This is a genomic window from Alphaproteobacteria bacterium (assembly GCA_033762625.1).
Lineage (GTDB): Bacteria > Pseudomonadota > Alphaproteobacteria > UBA9219 > RGZA01 > RGZA01.
In genome coordinates, this window is the sequence record JANRLI010000007.1 from 251,867 (window position 1) to 273,599 (window position 21,733).

Annotated in this window: 17 protein-coding genes and 1 pseudogene; 11 read left to right on the top strand and 7 right to left on the bottom strand. The window is 49.1% G+C overall.

The features are described 5' to 3' along the window. Window positions 1-58: 58 nt before the first annotated feature. Entirely contained in the window at window positions 59-2,347 is a 2,289-nt protein-coding gene (gene metE / locus SFW65_04965; GenBank protein MDX1922460.1) for a 5-methyltetrahydropteroyltriglutamate--homocysteine S-methyltransferase, read from the bottom strand. 109 nt (window positions 2,348-2,456) lie between these two features. On the opposite strand from metE, the gene SFW65_04970 reads away from it, so the two are divergent. From SFW65_04970 to SFW65_04985, 4 genes are all read left to right on the top strand, one after another. Continuing rightward, a complete protein-coding gene (locus SFW65_04970; GenBank protein ID MDX1922461.1) occupies window positions 2,457-3,380 on the top strand; it encodes a LysR family transcriptional regulator in 924 nt (307 codons plus the stop codon). A gap of 111 nt (window positions 3,381-3,491) precedes the next feature. Then, entirely contained in the window at window positions 3,492-3,971 is a 480-nt protein-coding gene (locus SFW65_04975; protein ID MDX1922462.1) for a hypothetical protein, read from the top strand. Further along, entirely contained in the window at window positions 3,961-4,470 is a 510-nt protein-coding gene (locus SFW65_04980) for a response regulator (GenBank protein ID MDX1922463.1), read from the top strand. The genes SFW65_04975 and SFW65_04980 overlap by 11 nt, the downstream gene beginning before the upstream one ends. A gap of 16 nt (window positions 4,471-4,486) precedes the next feature. Continuing rightward, on the top strand, window positions 4,487-5,707 hold the full coding sequence (locus tag SFW65_04985) for an FAD-dependent oxidoreductase (GenBank protein MDX1922464.1): 1,221 nt from the start codon (window positions 4,487-4,489) through the stop codon (window positions 5,705-5,707). 12 nt (window positions 5,708-5,719) lie between these two features. Here the strand turns inward: SFW65_04985 and lldD are convergent, their stop codons facing one another. Then, on the bottom strand, window positions 5,720-6,859 hold the full coding sequence (gene lldD, locus SFW65_04990; GenBank protein MDX1922465.1) for an FMN-dependent L-lactate dehydrogenase LldD: 1,140 nt from the start codon (window positions 6,857-6,859) through the stop codon (window positions 5,720-5,722). Window positions 6,860-7,022: 163 nt separating this feature from the next. On the opposite strand from lldD, the gene SFW65_04995 reads away from it, so the two are divergent. After that, window positions 7,023-7,562: a hypothetical protein gene (locus SFW65_04995; GenBank protein MDX1922466.1), complete on the top strand. Its 540-nt coding sequence runs from the start codon at window positions 7,023-7,025 to the stop codon at window positions 7,560-7,562. A gap of 32 nt (window positions 7,563-7,594) precedes the next feature. On the opposite strand, the gene SFW65_05000 is transcribed toward SFW65_04995, so the two are convergent. The 5 genes and pseudogenes from SFW65_05000 to SFW65_05020 all read right to left on the bottom strand — a co-directional run bounded on the left by SFW65_05000 (window position 7,595) and on the right by SFW65_05020 (window position 13,655). Beyond that, window positions 7,595-9,037 (bottom strand): hypothetical protein, encoded by a 1,443-nt coding sequence (locus SFW65_05000; protein MDX1922467.1) that lies wholly within the window; start codon window positions 9,035-9,037, stop codon window positions 7,595-7,597. Between the two features lie 48 nt (window positions 9,038-9,085). After that, entirely contained in the window at window positions 9,086-10,300 is a 1,215-nt protein-coding gene (locus tag SFW65_05005) for a hypothetical protein (protein MDX1922468.1), read from the bottom strand. A 192-nt stretch (window positions 10,301-10,492) separates the two neighbouring features. Next, on the bottom strand, window positions 10,493-11,809 hold the full coding sequence (locus SFW65_05010; protein ID MDX1922469.1) for a PLP-dependent transferase: 1,317 nt from the start codon (window positions 11,807-11,809) through the stop codon (window positions 10,493-10,495). Between the two features lie 43 nt (window positions 11,810-11,852). Then, window positions 11,853-12,509 carry a methionine biosynthesis protein MetW gene (gene metW / locus SFW65_05015; GenBank protein ID MDX1922470.1) on the bottom strand — a complete coding sequence of 219 codons (657 nt, stop codon included), beginning with the start codon at window positions 12,507-12,509 and terminating at the stop codon, window positions 11,853-11,855. Further along, window positions 12,489-13,655, bottom strand: a pseudogene (locus SFW65_05020) (homoserine O-acetyltransferase). Before SFW65_05020 ends, metW begins: the two are co-directional and overlap by 21 nt. 580 nt (window positions 13,656-14,235) lie before the next feature. On the opposite strand from SFW65_05020, the gene cysG reads away from it, so the two are divergent. Genes cysG through SFW65_05050 form a run of 6 tightly spaced genes read left to right on the top strand, consistent with a single transcriptional unit; the run spans window position 14,236 to window position 21,724 of the window. After that, on the top strand, window positions 14,236-15,678 hold the full coding sequence (gene cysG / locus SFW65_05025; protein ID MDX1922471.1) for a siroheme synthase CysG: 1,443 nt from the start codon (window positions 14,236-14,238) through the stop codon (window positions 15,676-15,678). Continuing rightward, complete coding sequence (locus tag SFW65_05030) at window positions 15,671-16,420, top strand: phosphoadenylyl-sulfate reductase (GenBank protein MDX1922472.1); 750 nt, start codon at window positions 15,671-15,673, stop codon at window positions 16,418-16,420. Before cysG ends, SFW65_05030 begins: the two co-directional genes overlap by 8 nt. Next, the gene (locus SFW65_05035) at window positions 16,413-17,882 is read left to right on the top strand and encodes a flavodoxin domain-containing protein (GenBank protein ID MDX1922473.1); all 1,470 of its coding nucleotides are present in this window, start codon (window positions 16,413-16,415) and stop codon (window positions 17,880-17,882) included. The genes SFW65_05030 and SFW65_05035 overlap by 8 nt, the downstream gene beginning before the upstream one ends. Window position 17,883: 1 nt before the next feature. Next, a complete protein-coding gene (locus tag SFW65_05040; protein MDX1922474.1) occupies window positions 17,884-19,587 on the top strand; it encodes an NADPH-dependent assimilatory sulfite reductase hemoprotein subunit in 1,704 nt (567 codons plus the stop codon). Beyond that, the gene (gene cysD / locus SFW65_05045) at window positions 19,584-20,489 is read left to right on the top strand and encodes a sulfate adenylyltransferase subunit CysD (protein MDX1922475.1); all 906 of its coding nucleotides are present in this window, start codon (window positions 19,584-19,586) and stop codon (window positions 20,487-20,489) included. Before SFW65_05040 ends, cysD begins: the two co-directional genes overlap by 4 nt. After that, on the top strand, window positions 20,489-21,724 hold the full coding sequence (locus SFW65_05050; GenBank protein ID MDX1922476.1) for a GTP-binding protein: 1,236 nt from the start codon (window positions 20,489-20,491) through the stop codon (window positions 21,722-21,724). The genes cysD and SFW65_05050 overlap by 1 nt, the downstream gene beginning before the upstream one ends. Window positions 21,725-21,733: the final 9 nt, after the last annotated feature.

A 21,733-nucleotide genomic window follows, 5' to 3' on the forward strand; every position in this document is an offset into this window, starting at 1 on the left:
TTAGGTGATGCGCCAGCAGCATTATTTGCAGCGATATAAACGTCTGGAATTATCCATATCACGCAGCTTTGCGTACGGATTGCCGCAGCGTTTTAGCAGCATCCACCATGTTTTTCAGCGCCGGTACAACCTCATCCCATTTTCGGGTTTTTAATCCGCAATCGGGGTTCACCCATAGACGCTGTGGCGGAATGCGCTGCGCTGCCTTTTGCATCAGTTGTACGATATGCTCCTGCGTAGGAATGTTGGGGGAGTGAATGTCATATACGCCTGGCCCAATATCATTGGGATAATTGAAGGTTTCAAATGCATCCAGCAATTCCATAGCGGAGCGTGACGTTTCAATGGTAATGACATCGGCGTCCATCTCGGCGATCGATGAAATGATATCATTGAATTCCGAATAGCACATATGGGTGTGAATTTGCGTTTCATCGGCAACACCGTTGGCTGCGATGCGGAAGGCATCAACCGCCCAGTTCAGATATTCATTCCACTTTGCGCGGCGAAGCGGCAAGCCTTCCCGAAGCGCGGCTTCATCAATTTGGATAATGCGGATGCCTGCTTTTTCCAAATCCAGCACTTCCTGACGTATCGCCAGCGCAAGTTGTTGACACGAGGTTGAACGCGGTTGGTCATCGCGCACGAAAGACCAGTTTAAAATGGTTACAGGACCCGTGAGCATACCTTTCATGGGCTTGTTCGTCAGCGATTGGGCGTAGGTTGTCCAGTTCACCGTCATCGCTTTCCGGCGGCTGACATCTCCAAATAAAATCGGCGGCTTTACGCAGCGCGACCCATAGGATTGCACCCAGCCATAGGCACTGAACACATAGCCCTCGAGCTGTTCTCCAAAATATTCGACCATGTCGTTGCGTTCGGCTTCGCCATGCACAAATACATCAAGCCCCAGCGCTTCCTGTTCGACGACACAATGCGCGATTTCTTTTTGCATTAGTTTTATATAGGACGCTTCATCCAGCTTACCTGCGCGGTACTGGCTGCGCGCATTACGTATTTCAGCGGTTTGTGGAAAAGAGCCAATGGTAGTGGTCGGGTAGTGCGGCAGCTTAAGTCGTTCAGCTTGTTTTTGTGCGCGCACTGTATAACTGTTTTGGCGCTGGCCTGTGGCGGTATCAAGTTTCGCTACCGCCTGTTTCACAGATGGATTATGCACACGTGGTGAGGCGCGGCGTTTATCAATAGCAGCTTTGTTTTGGGAAAGTGCTTCAGCCACCGAGGCGCGGCCATGATTTAATGCGCTTGCCAATACCTGCAATTCATCTAGTTTTTGAACCGCAAAGGCCAGCCATTCTTTAATTTCAGCATCAAAATGCAGTTCGCTGTTTAAATCAACCGGTACATGGAGCAGCGAGCATGATGGTGCAATCCATAACCGATCTTGCAGCAGATTATGCAGAGGTTCGAGCCAGTCGAGCGCGGAGGTCAAATCTGTTTTCCAGATATTTCGGCCATTAATTACGCCAACTGATAGAATTTTACCGGGTGTGAGGCGTTCCGCAACACGTGATACTTCGCCCGGCGCATTTATTGCATCAATGTGTAGACCGTTTACAGGAAGGGAACAGGCAAGGCCAAGATTATCCTCTAATTGACCAAAATAGGTTGCGAGCAAGATGCGCGGCGTGCTGGTGCGCAAATTCTGATAAGCTGTTACAAAGGCTTGCTGCCAATCAAGGGTTAGTTCGGTTACCAGAACCGGCTCGTCGATTTGTACCCACTCAACGCCTGCCTTTGCCAATAGTTCCAGCAAAGATTTATAGGCCGGTAGAATACGTTTGAGGATGTTCAGTTTATCGCTGCCACCCTTGGTTTTGCCAAGCCACAGATAGGTTATCGGCCCAATAATTACGGGCTTTACCTTGATGCCTGCCTTTTGCGCTTCGGCAATTTGTTCAAGCAACATGGATGCATCCAGCTTGAATTCGGTGTCTGCGGTAAATTCGGGAACAATGTAATGATAATTCGTGTCAAACCATTTGGTCATTTCACCGGCATGGATACAACTGCATTCACTGTCATTTGCAGAGCGGCCGCGCGCAACACGGAAATAATTATCCAGCGGGCGGTTGCCAATTTTATTCGCGCGTTCAGGAATATTACCAAGCATAAAGCTGGTATCGAGCACTTGATCATAAAATGAAAAATCGCCGACCGGAACCCAATCAAGTGTGGATTGTGCTTTCCAGTTTAGCAGACGCAACTGCGCACCCGAATTCAAAAGTTCCTGCTGGGATGATGTGCCTTTCCAATAGTTTTCCAGCGCAAATTTCAGTTCACGCTGCGCGCCAATGCGCGGAAAGCCAAGATTATGGGTAAGGGCCATCTTAAACGCTCCAGTAACTTAGTGTTGATTTGTGCATTCATTTTACGCTTTTAACCCATGAATACAAATGATATGATTTCATTATTCAATTAGTTTTATTCATAATGAAATGGACATACCGATGAGCCTTGAACGTATTCATTTGAATATCCTTCGTGAAGTGAGCCGCAAGGGGTCGCTGACCGCAGCGGCTGATGCTTTGCACCTCACCCAATCTGCATTGAGCCATACGATTAAAAAGATGGAGCAGCACTTAGGCACGCAGGTATGGAGCAGGGAAGGGCGAAGCCTACGCTTAACCCAGGCAGGTCAGTATCTACTGTCATTTGCAAATCGTATGTTGCCGCAATTGGAATATGCCGAGCAACGTATGAAGCAATATGCCAAAGGCCAGCGCGGTAGCCTTCGTATCGGCATGGAATGTCACCCGTGTTATCAATGGTTGCTTAAAGTAATTGCGCCATATCTGGCTGCCTATCCGGATGTGGATGTGGACGTGAAGCAAAAGTTCCAGTTCGGCGGGATTGGCGCATTGTTCAATTATGAAATAGATATGCTGGTAACGCCGGACCCTTTATTGAAGCCCGGCCTGCATTTTGAACCCGTATTTGATTACGAGCAGGTATTGGTGGTTGGCCGTAAGCATGCGCTTGCCAAACAGAAATTTGTGTTGCCCAAACAGCTCGCAGATGAAACGCTGATAACCTATCCTGTCGCGATTGAACGGCTTGATATATACAACCATTTTTTTGTGCCAGCAGGCGCTGCCCCGAAAAAGCATAAGACCATCGAAACGACAGATATTATGCTGCAAATGGTCGCTAGCGGTAGGGGAGTGGCGGCGTTACCACGCTGGCTTGCGGCAGAATATTCGAAAAAGCTTCCCATTACGCCGGTACGGTTGGGGCGCGGCGGCGTTGCCAAGCAAATCTTCCTTGGCGTCAGGAAAACCGATATGGATATCAAATATATAAAGGCTTTTATTGAACTTGCGCGTTCTGCCAGTCGCAAAAAGCCACGGTTGAAAAACTAAGCGTGACTCGGCGGATTGTACTGGCCACCTGCTTCAATTAACATAATTATTAACGATATGACTTAAACTAATAGCTCTCCTAATTAGCGTACCATCGTATTCGGATAGATTATGGCACAACTGATTATCACCAAAAACAGACTGAAGGAAAAAGTTGGCAGCGGCGGTTTCAAGCCCGAAGCGCTGGCCAAAGCGCAAAAAAGTCTTGATGAAAACACGGTGGATTTCATACCGATCGCAACGCCATACATTGAAGAAATAAAACGCATTATCGACGAGTATAAAATACATCCCAATCCTTCTGCGTTTGCCCGTTTTCTTGACCCGCTTATGCAACTGCGCGCACAAGGAACTTTTTTTAAATACCCATCCATTTCAAAGCTGAGTGATGTGGTGGTCGATTTTCTGGATTCCGTTGAAGGGCTGGATAGCACCATCATGGAAATTATCATTGCCTATCATGCATCTGCTAATGCGGTGCTGAAAGCCAGATTGATGGATGAAAAAGCCCCTCCTTGCGCGGCGCTTATCACGGAACTTTCTGCTGCTTGCAATCGTTACAAGGCAAAGCAAACCGGTAATGGCATATAATTTTTCCAAAGTTTCCGTGCTGGTCGTTGAAAGCTCCCGTGAAATGTTCAATCTGTTCAAGGGCGTGCTCAAAATGCTGGAAGTGCCAGACAGGAATTTGCACGCCGCCTATTCGCCGGAAGAGGCGATTGAACGGTTTACAAAGATCAATCATGACCTGATTATAACCGATTGGCTGCAAAATCCGGATCGCGGAATTATTTTGACCAAAAGCATTCGCATGAATGCCAAAACGGGAAACCGCTTTGTGCCGATTATCATGACTGCTGGTTCGGGGCATAAAAATCGTGTGATACGCGCAAGAGATGCAGGGATATCGGAATATCTTGTTAAGCCGTTTTCCGCAGATGGCCTAGCGACGCGTATTACCCGCGTGATTGAAAAGCCGCGCCCGTTTGTAGTGAGCGAAAATTACGTTGGCCCTGACAGGCGCGTACGCGTAGAACTGTTTGAGGGTGAAGACCGCCGCAAAAACAGGCTGGAAGCAGTCAAGGAATAGTTCAAGAAGGATAGCCATGGCGTCCACGTTTACTACACGCTGCTGCATCGTGGGAGGAGGGCCAGCTGGTATGATGCTTGGCTATTTGCTTGCGCGGGCGGGTGTAGAAACGATTGTTCTGGAAAAGCACGCCGATTTTTTTCGTGATTTTCGCGGTGATACGGTACATCCCTCAACATTTAATGTGATGGATGAATTGGGTCTTGTGGATGGCTTTGTGAAATTGCCGCATGTAAAGATACAGAAAATGGTTGGGCAGTTTGGCGATACATCGTTGCAAATTGCCGACTTAAGCCGGTTGCATGAAAAACATCCTTTTATCGCGCTTATCCCTCAATGGGATTTTCTGAACTTCCTGCGCGAAAGCGGCAAACGCTTTCCAAATCTCAACGTCATTATGAATGCCAATGTGACCGATTTGATATGGTCGGGTGATGTGGTGACAGGCGTGAAAGCGATGGCTCCCGATGGTGAAGTGGATATTCATGCAGATGTGACGATTGGCTGCGATGGACGGCATTCGATTGTACGCGAGCGTGCCAAGCTGGACGTTACGGAAATTGGCGCCCCTATGGATGTGTTGTGGTTTCGAGTAAGCAAAGGCGTAGAAAGCGAAAATGTCTTCGCGCGGATGGATGCAGGGAAAATGATGGTAACTTTTGACCGCGGGGATTACTGGCAATGCGCCTATGTCATTCCCAAAGGGCAATTTGAAGCGGTGAAAGCGCGTGGGCTGGATGCATTTCGGAACGAAGTCATCAGCATGGTGCCAATTTTGAAGAATACCCATACAGATGTGAAATCATGGGAAGATGTAAAGCTACTCACCGTGGCAATTAATCGCTTGAAACGCTGGACGCGCCCGGGCTTGTTGTGCATTGGCGATGCTGCCCATGCCATGTCACCGATTGGTGGGGTGGGCGTAAACCTTGCCGTGCAGGATGCGGTTGCAACCGCCAATATTCTGGCCAGCAAACTGGCACGTAGCGGTGTGCTTAGTGAACACGAGCTGGATAAGGTACGTCAGCGGCGCGAATGGCCAGTTTTGTTTACACAGCAATTACAGGTGGTCATGCAGAATAACGTCATCAGCCCTGTATTGAAGCAAGGTGCTTCATATAAAATTCCGCTGATGATCCGCATTATTGATGCCGTTCCGTTATTACAGGGTTTTATGGCGCGGCTTATGGGATTTGGGGTGCGGCCCGAGCATGTACATTCACCATTAGCAAAGTGATGTTCAATTATCCTATTTCTTATGAACCAGTATTTCCTGCGTTATTTCGGAAATAGACTTAACGCCGCACAGCGCCATTGCTGTGCGTATTTCCTTGGCAAAGATGTCAATCAGATTTTCAACGCCCGCCTGACCATTGGTTGCAAGCGCATAGATATAGGCGCGCCCCAGCAGAACCGATTTTGCGCCCAGCGCCAACATGCGAACCACATCAAGCCCGCTGCGAACGCCGCCATCGGCCAGTACGGTTAGGTTGTTTCCGACCGCATCAACAATCGCTGGTAATGCTTTCGCGGTTGAAAGCGCGCCATCCAACTGTCTGCCGCCATGGTTGGACACAACAAGGCCGTCAGCGCCGAAGCTGACCGCATCATGTGCATCAACCGGATCAAGAATGCCTTTGATTATCATGGGGCCTTTCCAAAAAGCGCGTATCCATTCCAGATCAGACCAGCTGATAGATGGGTCAAAATTTTTAGCAAGCCAACCCATATAATCTTCGATATTGGTTTTCTTGCCGCGATAGATGCTGATATTTCCTAAATCATGCGGGCGGCCAAGCAACCCAACATCAAACGCCCAGCTTGGCTTCATGATTGCTTGCGCCATGCGTTTGGCGGGCGCAAACGCGCCAGACATACCCGAATGGCGGTCGCGGTAACGGGCGCCGGGAACAGGCATATCGACCGTAAACACAAGATTTTTAACCCCTGCTGATTGTGCCCGTTCCAGCATGTTTTTCATAAACCCGCGGTCTTTTAAAACATATAACTGAAACCACAGGGGCTTCGGGCTCTTAGCCGCAACTTCTTCCAACGAACACAGCGACACAGTTGATAGGCAAAATGATATGCCCTTCTTGGCCGCAGCAAGTGCAGTTTGGATTTCGCCGCGCCGTGCATACATTCCGCCAAGCCCGATGGGGCCAAGCAGGAAGGGAAGGGACAGTTTTTCACCAAACAGCGCTGTATCCGTAGATAAATCAGCGACGTTTTTTAAAACGCGCTGGCGCAGATTGATTTCCTGTAGGTCAGAACAATTGGCGCGAAGTGTCTGTTCGCTTTGCGCGCCGCCATCGCCATAATCAAATAGAAAACGCGGAACTTTACGGCGCGCAGCTTCGCGGTAATCAAGTGCAGAGGAAATAATCATGGAAGGTATCGTTCTATAGCTCAGGAAATTAGTCAAATATGATTAACGCGAAACGCATGTGAATGAAAGTAATTCGGCATCCGTGTTAACCAAACATCGATGTTACGCTTTAAGGGTCGATACGGGCGACACGTTATTTTAGTGGGTTTTTGGAGGGATTTTGATGAAATCGATGGTTCGTAAATTAATGGTTATGGTGGTGATGTGTATTGGCCTAAGCAGCAATGCATTCGCCTTCACTGGTACCCAAGGCGCCATTTTCTTCCCGCCTGAAAATCCGCAAGATTGCAATGCAAACACGTATCTTAATTGGGCAGGCCCCGGCAGCAATGTACGCTGCGAGCCATTGCCAACCATCACCGCGCTGGAATGTCCTGAAGGATATGCAGGAACCAAGTTGTATGGTGATGCAGATTTGAAGCTTTGCGTTCTGGTTGCGAAGAAGCAAAAAGTTTGCCCGCAATTCATGCCACCATTATGCGGTGATGATGAAGAATTAGCTGGCGGCGGCATGGGCAGCGATGGCTGCGAGCTCGCCCCCGTGTGCAAGAAAAAAGTAACCGTTGAATCCTGCCCACAATATATGCCGCCGATTTGCAGTTCGGACGAAGTATTGATTGGCGGCGGTAAAGGGCCGGATGGATGTGACCTCGCACCTGTTTGTGCGAAGAAAACCTTCAGCAAATCTTTAGGAAAAATTTAAACGATTTCCAATCATGGTGAGCAAGGAGTGTACTAAGCTGTGCGTCCCGGTGCAGCTATGGCCGCGGCTTTTTTGGCTACCGTAGGTGTGCTTGTAGGTGAGCTGGATGCGGCAGGCGATGAACTTGGCGATCCGCTTGGACTGGAAGTTGGAACTGCTGTTGGTGTTGAACTCGGAGTTGAACTGGTGCTAGCGCTAGGTGTAATTATTTCTGTAGGTAATGCAGCAATGCTTGCCGTCGGAAGCGCAGGAAGTGATGGCGTTCCCGTGGCTTTGTAATCCTGTAATTCGCTAAAGCGTAGCCCGCTGCGATCTTTATCTGCATCAGCCCGGCGACTTGGTGTTGATGTTGGCGTCGCACTAGGTGTGCTTGTCGGGATTTCGTTGGTCAGGCAATGTACACTGCCTTGGCCAAATGTAAAATTGATGTTTGGTCCAATATCGCTTGCAGATACTACTCGAATGCCTTGTTTCAGCAATTCAGCGCGAAGCCGCTCTGGAACCTGATTGGCAATCATCACATTGCCGACATAGGTCGCATTTGCGACCGCCGTTTGCTCTTCGCCATTTTGTATCGTGACTATATTATTGCCATAAATTTTCCGAAGGTCTTCCATGCTGCGCGCCGTTAGGCCTGGCGGAAATACCATTAGACGTCCGTTAGGTAGCACAGATGTAATCAGGTCAAGATGGTAGAGTGTTTGATCTTTTGCATCACCGATTTGCGTCCGGTATCCGGAGCGTTCGACCACCACTGTGCGATAGCCTGTTAATTGCTGTAAACGCGCCGCATTTTGTTCGTATTGCTCACGATTACCGCCAGGCTGCATGCCGTACAAAATAATTTTGCGCTGCTCATCAACCATCATGTCACCGCCCTGGAAAGGGATGTCGGTTTGGGTTGTTTTTATTCCGCGCTGGCCAAAGAATTGTGTCAGTGCCGCAGCATCGCGGCGCATATCTTCATCTTTCTTGCCGCTGTATTCGCCGGTCGTGTTATTGGGAAAGAGTATTTGATTGCCCACACGAAGGTATGAATCACGCGTCCATAGCTCGATGCCGGATCCTTGATGATCCGGACCTTTTAGGACTTCAACGCGCCCACCATTTTGGCGAATAGCTTCAGCAAGTGCAGCATGAGATACCATTCGATTGATAACTTCGGTTGTAGAAGCGGAAAGATCTTCTGGCGAAATCATCAAGGTTGTAGTGTTGGGCTGTACACGATTACCCGGAAACACAGAGAGATTTGGAAGTGTCGTTGGCGGTTGACGGAAATGTTGCTGCACGTATTCGCTGGCTAATCGCCGCGCGTCGGCTTCATTAAGTTTATGATCTGCCATGATCTTTGGTATGGCCAATTCAAGCATACGCTGTTCATTGGGTGTGACGCCAATTACAACGCGGCCATTCACCGTGCGTTGATCAAGTGTCAGCAATCGCTCTGCTGGGTTATCCCTTACGAGGGATTCCATGACTGATGAGACATGACCGCGATTAATTGCATCCTTGTTCTGTTCGACCTATCGTTCGAACTGGGCTAGGCGTTCACCGCTCAACCCTTCACGCGATAATGATAAAAATGAATTATAAGGATTTTGTTGGAATGCTTGTTCAAACAAACGCTCCCCGCGAGGGCCCGTATATGTCGCAATATCGCGAATGGCTGTGGGATCGGTCTTTAACCGTTCCAGAACCTGCGTTTCAAAGCGTGCCAAGCCAGCTTCAGGTAACATCGAATGGTAGCCGGATAAATACCTAAGGGACTGGGATCGATCATTTACTATCGCATCAATTTTTTGCGGATTACTTGAAAAAGCCTGCATCACCGCTGCGCGATAGGGGTGACTTTGATCGTCCAGTATTCTTAGTGCTTCTCTTGGGTTTGCCGCAGCAGCCTGTTTAAACATTTCTTCCGCGTTGGGCCATGGAATGGATAAATCATCTGGACGCATACGAAGAACATAATAGGCATGGCGTGAAATGGAGTTTTGCCAGACTTCCGGCGATGCTGTACGTATTATTTCCGTTAAATTGTGTTGACGAACAATATCGGGATAACCAGTTAAAAGTGCTGGATCCGTTCGCGCAACCCGTTCCATGGCTTGCTGGACCTGCTGATCAGATAGAAGGCTGCGTAATGCGCTACGGTTAAAAACAGCGGCAGCGGGATCACGTTCTAGATACGCCATGGCATTCTCAGGTGTGATTGCCCCGATTATAGCGCGTTGGATTTCTAGTTGTTCAGCGTTGTTATCATTTGCGCGAAACAGCCTTAACGCTGCAATAGGATTTTGTTGCGCTGCGGCCTGTAAAATGGGAATGCGGTGTGCAAGTGGTGCGCGTTCAAGCGCAAAGCTATAAAACACGCTTTGCGGGTCGGCGCGCGCGATTTCTATGGCAAGTCTTTGGTTGGCGGGGTTGACAAGCAGAGCATCAAGATTATCCGAATTCGTGCGAGCAAAACTAAGCCGATGTGCATTGGCTATTGCAACCAGAACATCACGGCCATAAGGAAGGGTTGCAAGTCTTTCCATGACAGCTTTGGCAGCCCGGTCTCCCCAGAACGATTGCGGATTTGCTTCGCCAAGTTTTTTTAAAACATTGGCGGCATAACGCTGCGAATAAAAATTTGGTGCTGCGGCAATTTGCAGATGAATATTCTCAATCGGGATCGTACGATCACCGTTTCTATATCGTTCTATCAGTGCAAGCCATTCGGCTTCGGTTTGCGCCACTTAAATTTCCTTATCAAACAATCATTTAATTCTATGTTTGATAGGTTGCGCGTCATTTAATGTTTGGTTTCTAAGCGCTTAAGTTAGAAATCAAATTATCTCAAATTGAAACTGGTTTGATTGATAACAAAGCAAAAAAAACGCCCATATTGTTGCCAATATGGGCGTCTGATTTTATCAAAAAAATACTAGCTACGCCACTTTCTTCACGTTTGCGTTCGCAGCTTTGTCCAGGGCTTGTGAAATATCCGCGATGATGTCATCGGGGTGTTCAATGCCGATGGACAAGCGCACATAACCCGGCGTTACACCTGTCAGCAGTTGTTCTTTTGCGTTCAACTGGCTGTGCGTTGTGGATGCTGGATGAATAGCAAGCGTACGTGCATCGCCGATGTTGGCAACGTGGTATGCCAGTTCTAATGCATCGATGAAGCTTTTACCTGCTTCAACACCGCCTTTGAGTTCAAAGCCGATAAGCGAACCATTTCCGCCTTTCAGGTATTTCGCAGCGCGTTCCTTGGACTTACCTTCCGCGATGGATGGATGAATAACGCGGGAAACGGCGGGGTGCTTTTTCAAGAACTCCGTTACCTTCACCGCATTTTCGCAATGCGCGCGCATGCGCAATGGCAAGGTTTCTAGGCCTTGTAAAATCAGGAATGCGTTGAATGGTGCAAGTGCCGATCCCAAATCACGCAGCAAGGTTGTGCGTGCCTTGATGATATAGGCAACAGGGCCAATGCCTTTCACGGCCTGTGTCCACACGGCGCCATGGTATGACGGGTCAGGGGTGTTGAGTGCAGGTTGACGTTGCGGGAATTTTTCCCAGTCAAAGTTACCGCTGTCAATGATGATACCGCCAAGGCCGTTGCCGTGACCACCAATCCACTTGGTCAATGAATAGACAACAATTGCTGCGCCATGTTCGATGGGTTTGCAGATGATGGGGGCGGCGGTGTTATCCACGATAAGCGGAATGCCTTGTTCGCGGCCAATGGCTGCCACTTCTGCAATCGGGAATACTTCCAGTTTTGGATTTGGCAGTGTTTCTGCGTAGTAAGCGCGGGTACGTGCATCGGTCAATTTACGGAAGTTTTCAGGATCTGCCGGGTCTGCAAAGCGCACTTCGATGCCCATATCCTTTAGCACGTTTTTGAACAGGTTGTATGTGCCGCCGTAGAGATCGGTTGAGGACACGATGTTATCACCAGCCTTGGCGATGTTTTGAATGGCAAATGCCGATGCCGATTGGCCGGAGGTGAGGGTCAGGGCTGCAACGCCGCCTTCAATTGCGGCAAGGCGTTTTTCTAGCACATCGCAGGTTGGGTTCATCAAACGGGTGTAGATGTTGCCCAGTTCTTTCAGCGCGAACAGGTTTGCGGCATGTTCGGTATCTTTGAATTCATAGGCTGTGGTTGCGTAAATGGGAACTGCAACCGCGCCGGTTGTCGGGTCGCTGCGATGGCCTGCATGCAGTGCCAGTGTTTCGGGGTGTTTCGAGTTGGTCATAGTCTTCTCCTTCAGTTAAAAATAAAATGGTTAGCGTGGCGTGTTACCTTGAAAGTATGTAAAGCCCTTGTGAGGCAAATAAATTTGCATGTTTAGCAAGCAACCCGGTGAGGGGTTTACCAACCGCATCAAGCGGGATGGATTTTTTAATGCGCATATCACCTTCTTTGGCGAATTTGCGGAAATCGTCAAGCGTACAAAAGCGAATATTGGGCGAATTGTACCAATCATAGGGCAAAGACGGTGATTTTGGCGATTGCCCGAGCAGGGCAAAGTGCAGACGTGCCTGCCAATGGCCAAAATTGGCGACGTTAACAATGACCGTGGGCGCGATGCGGCGCAGCTGCTGGAGGATTTCCAGTGGTCGGGGTAGTTCCGAAAGGGTGCGGTTTAGAATGACCACGTCATAGGCATTGTCAGGGTAAGTTTGCAAATCGGCGTTCGCATCGCCTTGAATAACACCCAAACCTTTGGCAACCGCGTTTTGAACTTTCTCGCGGTCATATTCCAACCCAAAACCGCGCACGTTTTTATGGTCGATCAGCCATTTCAATAATGTGCCATCACCGCAGCCCACATCAAGCACGCGGGTGTTGGCAGGCACTTCATCCGCAATCATTTGCAATTCTTCGGGCAATGCGCTGGAGAGCTGCGCAGCAGATTTTGCAACGCTGCTGCGTTTATCTTCGCAGCCTTCGATGAAACCTGCCAGTTGGCGGTGAAATTCCGGTTCATCGAGCAAGAACGCGTCATGGCCTTTATCGGATTCAATATCGATATAGCTGACATCGGCGTTTGCACCGGTCAGTGCCTTTACCAATGTGCGGCTTTCGGATGACGGGAATAACCAATCGCTGGTGAAGCTGACGACCAGAAAACGCGTTGGGCTTTTTGTGAAAGCCTTGGCGAGTGTACCATTGCCCAGATCATCAGCGAGATCATAATAATCCATCGCACGGGTGATATAGAGATAGGAGTTGGGATCGAAGCGTTCGACAAAACTTTCGCCTTGATGACGCAGATAGGATTCAACTTGGAAATCCGCATCGAAACCGAATGACACGGCGGAGCGATCTTGTAAGCGGCGACCGAATTTGCGTTGCAATGCGCTTTCCGACAAATAGGTGATGTGCGCTGCCATACGCGCGACCGACAACCCGGCAGCGGGGCGCTCTTTTTCCTTTAAATACAGGCCTTGATGCCATAACGGGTCAGCCATAATGGCTTGGCGACCAACTTCGCCAAACGCAATGTTTTGCGCCGAATGGCGTGATGATGTGGCAATCGCCGCACATGCAAAAACATGGTTTGGATAAAGCGCTGCCCATGACAGTGCTTGCATACCCCCCAATGAACCGCCGATGACCAAGAAAATTTGCGGAATTTCTAAATGGTCAATCAGCGCTTTTTGTGCACGCACCATATCGTTGATGGTGATGATTGGAAAATCCAATCCCCATACTTTGTTCGTTGCAGGATTTAAGCTGCGCGGTCCTTCGCTGCCCATGCAACCGCCAAGAATATTCGCGCAAATCACAAAATATTTAGAGGTGTCGATGATCTTTTCCGGCCCAACCATGATCTCCCACCAGCCAGGCTTACCCGTCACGGGGTGGTTTTCTGCAACATACTGATCGCCGGTTAAGGCGTGGCAGATAAGGATTACATTGCTTTTATCAGGGTTCAGTGTGCCATAAGTTTGATAGGACACGTAGTAGTTGGAAAGGCTGCCGCCACAATCCAGTTTCAAGGGTTCATGTATGCCAAGTTGCACGCGTTTGCCGGGCAAACGTGCGGGGTCGAAATCTGGCAGCGATGGTGATGGAAGCAAATGTGCTTTCGTCATAAACCCGTTCCTAACTCATCAGGACCACGGCGTTTTTCACGATTGCCATGCGCTTTAGCGAATATTTTACGCGGTGCAAGCTGTCCAATAAGGGAGGTTTTAAGCTCCATCAAATCCCGCGAAGAAGCTGCTAATGAGACAGCGTTCTTGAATTCATACTAGTTGATTGGGGATTTGAATGTCAAATGTGTTTTCATTTTCTCTTGACGAAAGGGAATTGGCTGCCTATTTATTGCTCATTCGTTGGGGTAAAACCCAGCCGCGGGATTTGAGGGGCAGCTTGCAACCGCGTCAACAAGTGCTAAAGCGCTACAGCGTCAGTACGTGTAACTGGCCTCGCCCGAGTGGTTGTTCTGCATGTGCGGAATAGAGCGAACGGCGAATAAAAGCTGTAGACCCCCCGTATTTTGATGGTTTCATCTGCCTGAAAAATGCGCATTTTAAGCGGGAAAGTCTATCAGCGTTTTGCAAGCGTTTCGTCTTGCAACACATCCTTAAAACTTCCCCGTTTTTTGTATTTTCTGCTTTTGTGACGCAGTTATTTAACCGATAACTTGCCGTCACCTTTACGGGGTTTTTAATGAGTTACGCACCACTATTTTTCAAACTGGGCCCAACGACCCGCTTCACCATTATTGGTGGAGGAAACATTGCGCTGTCAAAAACCGAAACACTCACAGGTCTTGGCGCAAAAGTGCATGTTGCGGCACGTGAAATTCTCCCCGAACTTAAAGTTTTACTTGAAGCAACCGACGGCAGCTTTGTGGAAGCTGAATACGCTACATCACAACTCAGCAGCGCTACAATTATTATCGCCGCAACCGATGATCATGCATTAAACGAACGCATTTATAGGGATGCCAAGGACCAGCGCAAAATCGTCAATGTAGTGGACACGCCCGAATTATGTGATTTTATTTTTCCCGCCACCATCAAGCGCGGCGATGTACAAATCGCCATTTCATCGGCCGGTGTTTCGCCATCATTGGCGCGTGCCATTAAACGTAAGATTGAACACGTGTTGCCGTGGAATTTGCAGGCGCTAACGAACTGGATCAAAGAAAAGCGCGATGTAGTAAAGGCGCATTTGAACGGTATTCAAGCACGCCGCTTGTTCTGGGATGAAGTGCTGGATGGCGGCATTGCGCAGGAAGTGGTGGAGGGTAATAACGCCAAGGCGGAAACGCTGTTTGCGCAGGCCATTTCCGAAGCGCCAGCATCATCCCGAGCAGCATTATATTTAGTGGGCGCTGGCCCGGGTCATCCTGATTATATCACCGTGCGCGGCACGCAATTATTGGGGCAGGCGGATGTTGTTTTATATGACCGTTTGATCCCGCCGGATTTGCTGACCCGCTATGCACGCCGCGAAGCAACCAAAATTGCAGTCGGCAAAAGTGCAGATCATCATATTAAAACGCAGGATGCGATTGCGGAATTAATTGAAACGCATTTGCGCCAAAACAAAATCGTGGTGCGGTTAAAAGGTGGGGACCCCGGTATTTACGCGCATGCGGCGGAAGAAATGGATATTGCACGGAAACTTGGCGTTCCATATCAGATCGTGCCAGGTATTACCGCGGCACTGGGCTGCGCGGCTGCATCCGGTTTTCCGCTCACCGAGCGTGATGGCGCAAGCGCTGTGCGTTTCCTGACCTATTATGATGAAACATTATACAGCGATGGTTTCTGGAAATCGTTGGAGTTATCGCGCGATGAAACCTTGGTGTTCTATATGACCACCAAGAAGCGCAAGTCACTTATCGAGAAACTGCTGTCGATTGGGTATAATCCATCAACGCCAACGGTGATTATTGAACAGGGCACAACGCCGAACCACGCCGAATATGAAGCAACGCTTGGCACATTCATTGAGCGTTTTGGCGATACCAATTTTATTACCCCAACACTGCTGGTGATCGGTGATGTGGTACGCTGGCGTTCAACCCATAGCTGGCGCGAACCCGCCGCGACACGCGAAGACTGGTTTGAAAAAAATACGCGCGAGGTGGCGAGTGTCTAACCCCCTCAACGAAGTATTGGCAAAAACATTGGCAACCGGTTTTGCTGGCCTAAGCTGGCAAGACCGCATTGCCGCGCTTCGTGATTATCCGCAACTCAAAATCGCGTTTTCAACCAGCCTGTCATTTGAAGACCAGGCGATTACGCATGTGCTCGCAACCAAAAAAATTCCGGCAAAAATTTTTACACTGGATACCGGACGTTTGTTTGAAGAAACCTATAAGCTGCATCAAGCAACGACTGACAAATACGGGATTCAAATTGAAGCCTTTGCGCCTGATGCAGAAGATATCAAAACCTATGTTGCCAAAAATGGTATCAACGGCTTTTACAACAGCGTTGAAAATCGCAAAGAATGCTGCCGTATTCGCAAAATTGTCCCGCTTGGCAAGGCGTTAAAAGGCATTGATATCTGGATTAGTGGCCTTCGCCGCGAGCATTCGGATAACCGCAGCAATCTGGAAGCGGCAGAATATGATGCGCGCGATAATGTGATTAAACTCTATCCGCTAGTTGATGTTACAACCGCGGATGTTTGGGCATTTATCAAGGAACACAATATTCCCTATAACCCCATGCATGATAACGGCTTTCCATCGATTGGCTGCGCACCATGCACACGGGCAATTGCGCATGATGAACATCCACGCGCGGGCCGCTGGTGGTGGGAGCAGGGCGAACAGGAATGCGGATTGCATATGGTAGATGGCAAATTAGTAAGAGTGAAAACAACGAATGCTTGATGAACAACAACAAAAACTGATTGATGGGCTGTGGGACAGCTTAAGCGCTGAACAGCGCGCGTGGATTGTCGGCTATTTGAATGGCCGCGCGCGTGATTTAGGCGGCGCAACCGTTACAGCGCCTAGCAATGCGGCTACCATTCAAATCGTCTATGCGACGGAGACCGGCAACGCGAAAGCCGTCGCGCAAGGGCTTGTAAAATCAGCAAAAGAGCGCGGTTTTAAATCGAAAGTTTCGCCAATTAACAAGGTAACGCTATCGGAAGTTGCGGCGTTTAAAGACCCGGTTATTTTTATTTCCAGCACGCATGGCGAAGGCGACCCGCCGGAAATGGCCCATAAGTTTTTTGAAGGTCTGCATTCATCTAAAACTAATTTTTCTGGTGTGAATTACGCGGTGCTTGGTCTTGGTGATCGCGCCTATAAGGAGTTCTGCAAAGCTGCTGCCGATATTGATAAGGCACTGAGTGCGGGCGGCGCAAAACCATTTCATCCGGTGTTATTGCTTGATGTTGATTATGCCGACCATGTTCAAGGCTGGAGCGATGCGATGTTTGCCGCATTGTCATCCCTTGTTGGTCAGGCAGTTCCGAAAACTGCTGCGCCAGCTAAATCCACCAAATCGTCGAATGTCGGCTTCACACGCTTAACACCTGTTGAAGGCACCATTAAAGATAGCATTGTGCTGAACGATATTGGTTCAGCAAAAGAAACCTATCATATCGAAGTGGAATTTGAAGGTGAATTACCCTACGCATCCGGCGATGCGGCAGGCATTATTCTGCCAAAGGCCGCTGATGGCAGTGACCCAACCCCGCGCTTATATTCGATTGCTTCATCACCAACTGTGCACCCCAATCAGGTGCATCTCACAGTGGCGCTTGCAAAACATACATTGCCAGATGGTAGCACTGGCTATGGGCTTGGTTCAGGTTACCTTGCCAGCAAAAAAGTTGGCGATAAGGTGAAGTTTTATATTCAGCGTAATTTGCGTTTCCGCCTTCCCGAAGATTCATCCAAAGACATCATCATGGTTGGCCCAGGCACGGGGATTGCACCATTCCGTGCATTCGTTCAGGAACGCGGGGAGCAGGGCGGCACAGGCCGCAACTGGCTGTTCTTTGGCGATCAACATGCGCATTGCGATTTCCTGTATCAGGCCGAATGGCTGGAAGCATTGGCGGGCGGCGCGCTTACCAAACTGGATGTCGCATTTTCCCGTGATAAGAAGCAGAAAGTCTATGTGCAACATAAGATGCAGGAACATGGCAAGGAAATAGCCGAATGGCTTAATGGTGGCGCGTCATTTTATGTATGCGGTGCCAAATCACCGATGAGTGAGGATGTTGAAAAAACACTTGTAGATATTGTGGTTCAGCACATGGGTAAAAGTGTAGAAGCCGCGCAAGCCTATCTTGCTGACCTCTCGGAACAAGACCGCTACGTGAAGGACGTGTATTAAAATGCCAGACAACAAACTCACCCCTCCTGCTGGTAATCCATCACCTGTTGAGGCGATTAAGCTCAAGAGCAAGGGCTTGCGCGGTACCTTGGCGCAGGGTATGGAAAATGCAATCACCGGCGCTGTCAGCGCAGACGATCAAACTGTAATTAAATTCCATGGCAGCTATCAGCAGGATGACCGTGATCGCCGCGCAGAGCGCGAACTTAAAAAACTGGAATGGGCGTATTCCTATATGATCCGTCTGCGCTTGCCGGGCGGCGAAGTGTCGGATGCGCAGTGGCGCGGCCTTCATAAGCTGTGTAATGATAATGCCAGCGGGGTGATTAAAATCACCACGCGCCAAACCATTCAAATTCATGGCGTTGTAAAAGCCAAGATGAAGCCAACCATGGAATGGTTCCGTGATTTGGGTGTGGATACCATTGCGGCATGCGGCGACGTCAACCGTAATGTGATGGCGGGTGCAGACCCAACCTTGTCGCAGTTCCATGAGGAAGTGTACGAATTTGCGCAAAGCATTTCCGAGTATTTATTGCCCAAGACCCAGGCGTTTTCAGAAGTATGGCTGGACGGCGAAAAGCTGACCGGGGATGAACCTGAAGAAGATCCGCTGTATCTGAAACATTATTTGCCGCGCAAATTTAAAATCGCGATTGCGACACCGCCGCACAATGATACCGATATTTTTACCAACGATATTGGCCTGATTTCGATTGAAGAAAACGGGGAGTTCACGGGCTTTAACGTCGCCATCGGCGGCGGCATGGGAACTACACATGGTAATCCTGAAACTTATGCCCGACTTGCCACAGTGATTGGGTTTGTACCAAAAGATAAAGTGCTGGATTGTGTGTGGCAGATCGTTGCTGTGCAACGTGATTACGGCAATCGCAGTGACCGTAAATTATCGCGTATGAAATATACTGTCGATCGCTTGGGCGTTGATGTGTACAAGGCCGAAGTTGAAAAGCGCATGCAAGAAAAGCATAAGGGCTTCAAATTCGGCGCAGAAAAACCATACAAATTTATCGAACGGGTTGACCATTACGGCTGGCAGCAAGGCAAGGATGGTCTGTATTTCCGCACCATTTTTGTAGAAAGTGGCCGTGTGATGGATTTGCCGGGCTATGCGATTAAAACCGCATTGAAGGAATGTGCAGATACCGGCTTTTGTCAGTTTCGTTTCACCGGTAATCAGAACATCATGCTGACCTATATCGAGCAAAAGAATAAAGGCGCCATCGATATGATTTTAGCAAAACATGGGATTGATGAGAGTAAGTTTTCGAATATCCGCAAGGATGCATTGGCATGTGTGGCGCTCAATACCTGTGGTTTGGCTTTGGCAGAAGCACAGCGTTATCTACCAACCTTGATTACCAAAGTGGAAGGGTTGCTGGCTAAACACAAATTGGAAAAGGACCCATTTAGCATCCGCATGACCGGTTGCCCGAATGGTTGCGCACGCCCATGGGCGGCTGAAATCGGTTTCATCGGCAAGGCGCTCGGCCAATACAATCTATATCTGGGCGGTAATTCAACGGGTACACGTCTGAACCGCCTTTATAAGGAAAGCCTTGATGAAGCGCAGATTTTACAAACGCTTGATGGGCTGTTTGCCGATTACGCCAAGAACCGTCAGCCAAGCGAACGCTTTGGCGATTTTATTTACCGAACCATCCAATCAGGAGCAGCGGCATGAGTACGCTAACACCTCACTTACAGTATCTTGAAGAAGAAGCAATTACCATTATTCGTGAAGCGGTCGCATCTGCGCAAAACCCTGTGTTTCTTTACTCCATCGGCAAAGACAGCGGCGCGTTATTGCATCTGATTATGAAAGCATACTATCCGGTGAAACCACCCTTACCGATGTTGCATGTCGATACGCGCTGGAAATTCCGCGAGATGATCCAGTTCCGTGATACGATTGCCAAGGATTTGGGTTTGAAGCTGCATGTGTTCAAGAACCCGCGTGGTGAAGCGGAGAATATCAGCCCATTCACGGTCGGTACACGCATGCATACCCAAATCATGAAGACCGATGCGCTTAAAATGGCGCTGAACCAGTTCAAATTCGATTTCATCTTCATCGGCGCGCGCCGTGACGAAGAGAAGTCACGCGCCAAGGAACGCATTTTCTCCCTTCGTAACCGCTTCCATGCCTGGGACCCCAAAAACCAGCGCCCTGAATTCGGCTTACTATTCAATACCCGCTTGCCGGAACACCATAGCATGCGTGTTGCACCGCTTTCGAACTGGACGGAATATGATGTGTGGCAATATATCAAGGCGGAAAACATCCCCATGGTGCCCTTATATTTCGCGAAGGAACGGCCTGTGGTCATCCGTGACGGACAGATCATCATGGTGGATGATGACCGCTTTGTCTTTGAAGAAGGCGAAAAGCCGATTATGAAAAAAATCCGCTTCCGTACGCTGGGCTGTTACCCACTTACCGGCGCGATTGAATCCGAAGCGGACACGCTGGACAAAGTAATTGCTGAACTTGAAGACCAGCGCATTTCCGAACGCGCAGGGCGCTTGATCGACAAGGACAGCGCTGCATCGATGGAAAAGAAAAAGAAACAGGGATATTTCTAATGATTAGCAGAGACACACTTCACTTTCTAACTTGCGGCCATGTGGATGATGGCAAATCAACCCTCATCGGTCGGTTATTGTATGATGTTGGCGCTATCCCTGAAGACCAAGCGGAAGGAGCAATGGTCGACGGCGTGCTGGATTATTCCCGATTGCTGGATGGTTTGGAAGATGAACGTAGTCAAGGTATTACTATTGATGCTGCATACCGCTATTTCCGTTTTGGCGGACGCCATTTCCGTATTGCCGACACACCAGGGCACGTTCAATATGTGCGTAATATGGCGGTTGCTGCGGCCAATAGCGATGTGGCGCTGATTTTGGTGGATGCCGCACATGGCGTACGCGAGCAAACCATTCGCCACAGCAAAATTGCAGCGTTTTTTGGCATTCGCCAATTCGTAATCGTCGCCAACAAAATGGATTTAGTCGGTTATTCTGAAACCAAGTTCAAGGCTATTGAAAAGGATTACCGCGACCAGATGGCGGATGTTCCAAACCTGTCACTGACTTTTATTCCCGTTAGCGCAATTGCAGGTGATAATGTATTTAAGAAAACCACAAATATGCCGTGGTATAAGGGCGAGACGATGATGGATTACTTGCAAAAGGTGCAGGTGCAAACATCATCCCTGCAAGGCGTGCGGTTGCCTGTTCAATCGGTTATCCGGTTTGAAGACCGCCGGGGCTATCAAGGCATGCTGAATGGCGGTGTGGTGAAGGAAGGCGATAAATTACAGGTCGCAGGTACAAGCAGCACCATCGGCATTTCACGTATCTATCACAGTGGCAAACAAGTCAAGGAAGTAAGCGCAGGTCAGGCCGTAACTTTGGTCACGGATGATGATGTGGATATTGCACGCGGTAATGTGCTTTATCCGGCCAGTGCGCCGATCACTTCAACCGAAAGTTTTGTGGGGAGCGTATTGTGGCTTGACCCCAGCTTTGCAGGGCGCGGCGATGTTCAGTGCACGCTCAAGATTCATAACCGCGAAGAACAGGTGGAGGTACGACAAGGCGCTGTAAATGGCCCGATTGTTGATACGTGCATCTTTGCGGCGTTGCCCATTCCGGTTGATTTATATGCGCACAACCGCATGACTGGCATTTTCATGTTGATTGAATTAGAAACGGAACGCGCTATCGGCGTTGGTACGGTGCGTTCCATCAAGGAATGCGATTGGGATAAAGGCGGTGATGCGCCCGCACTCAAGAACTCCGCGTCTTTTTTCTAATAAGTTTCA

What these genes read in the sequence shown, in the direction of transcription:
- metE (MDX1922460.1), bottom strand. Translation starts at nt 2,347, where the DNA reads ATGGCCCTTACCCATAATCTTGGCTTTCCGCGCATTGGCGCGCAGCGT.
- SFW65_04970 (MDX1922461.1), top strand. Translation starts at nt 2,457, where the DNA reads ATGGACATACCGATGAGCCTTGAACGTATTCATTTGAATATCCTTCGT.
- SFW65_04975 (MDX1922462.1), top strand. Translation starts at nt 3,492, where the DNA reads ATGGCACAACTGATTATCACCAAAAACAGACTGAAGGAAAAAGTTGGC.
- SFW65_04980 (MDX1922463.1), top strand. Translation starts at nt 3,961, where the DNA reads ATGGCATATAATTTTTCCAAAGTTTCCGTGCTGGTCGTTGAAAGCTCC.
- SFW65_04985 (MDX1922464.1), top strand. Translation starts at nt 4,487, where the DNA reads ATGGCGTCCACGTTTACTACACGCTGCTGCATCGTGGGAGGAGGGCCA.
- lldD (MDX1922465.1), bottom strand. Translation starts at nt 6,859, where the DNA reads ATGATTATTTCCTCTGCACTTGATTACCGCGAAGCTGCGCGCCGTAAA.
- SFW65_04995 (MDX1922466.1), top strand. Translation starts at nt 7,023, where the DNA reads ATGAAATCGATGGTTCGTAAATTAATGGTTATGGTGGTGATGTGTATT.
- SFW65_05000 (MDX1922467.1), bottom strand. Translation starts at nt 9,037, where the DNA reads ATGGAATCCCTCGTAAGGGATAACCCAGCAGAGCGATTGCTGACACTT.
- SFW65_05010 (MDX1922469.1), bottom strand. Translation starts at nt 11,809, where the DNA reads ATGACCAACTCGAAACACCCCGAAACACTGGCACTGCATGCAGGCCAT.
- cysG (MDX1922471.1), top strand. Translation starts at nt 14,236, where the DNA reads ATGAGTTACGCACCACTATTTTTCAAACTGGGCCCAACGACCCGCTTC.
- SFW65_05035 (MDX1922473.1), top strand. Translation starts at nt 16,413, where the DNA reads ATGCTTGATGAACAACAACAAAAACTGATTGATGGGCTGTGGGACAGC.
- SFW65_05040 (MDX1922474.1), top strand. Translation starts at nt 17,884, where the DNA reads ATGCCAGACAACAAACTCACCCCTCCTGCTGGTAATCCATCACCTGTT.
- cysD (MDX1922475.1), top strand. Translation starts at nt 19,584, where the DNA reads ATGAGTACGCTAACACCTCACTTACAGTATCTTGAAGAAGAAGCAATT.
- SFW65_05050 (MDX1922476.1), top strand. Translation starts at nt 20,489, where the DNA reads ATGATTAGCAGAGACACACTTCACTTTCTAACTTGCGGCCATGTGGAT.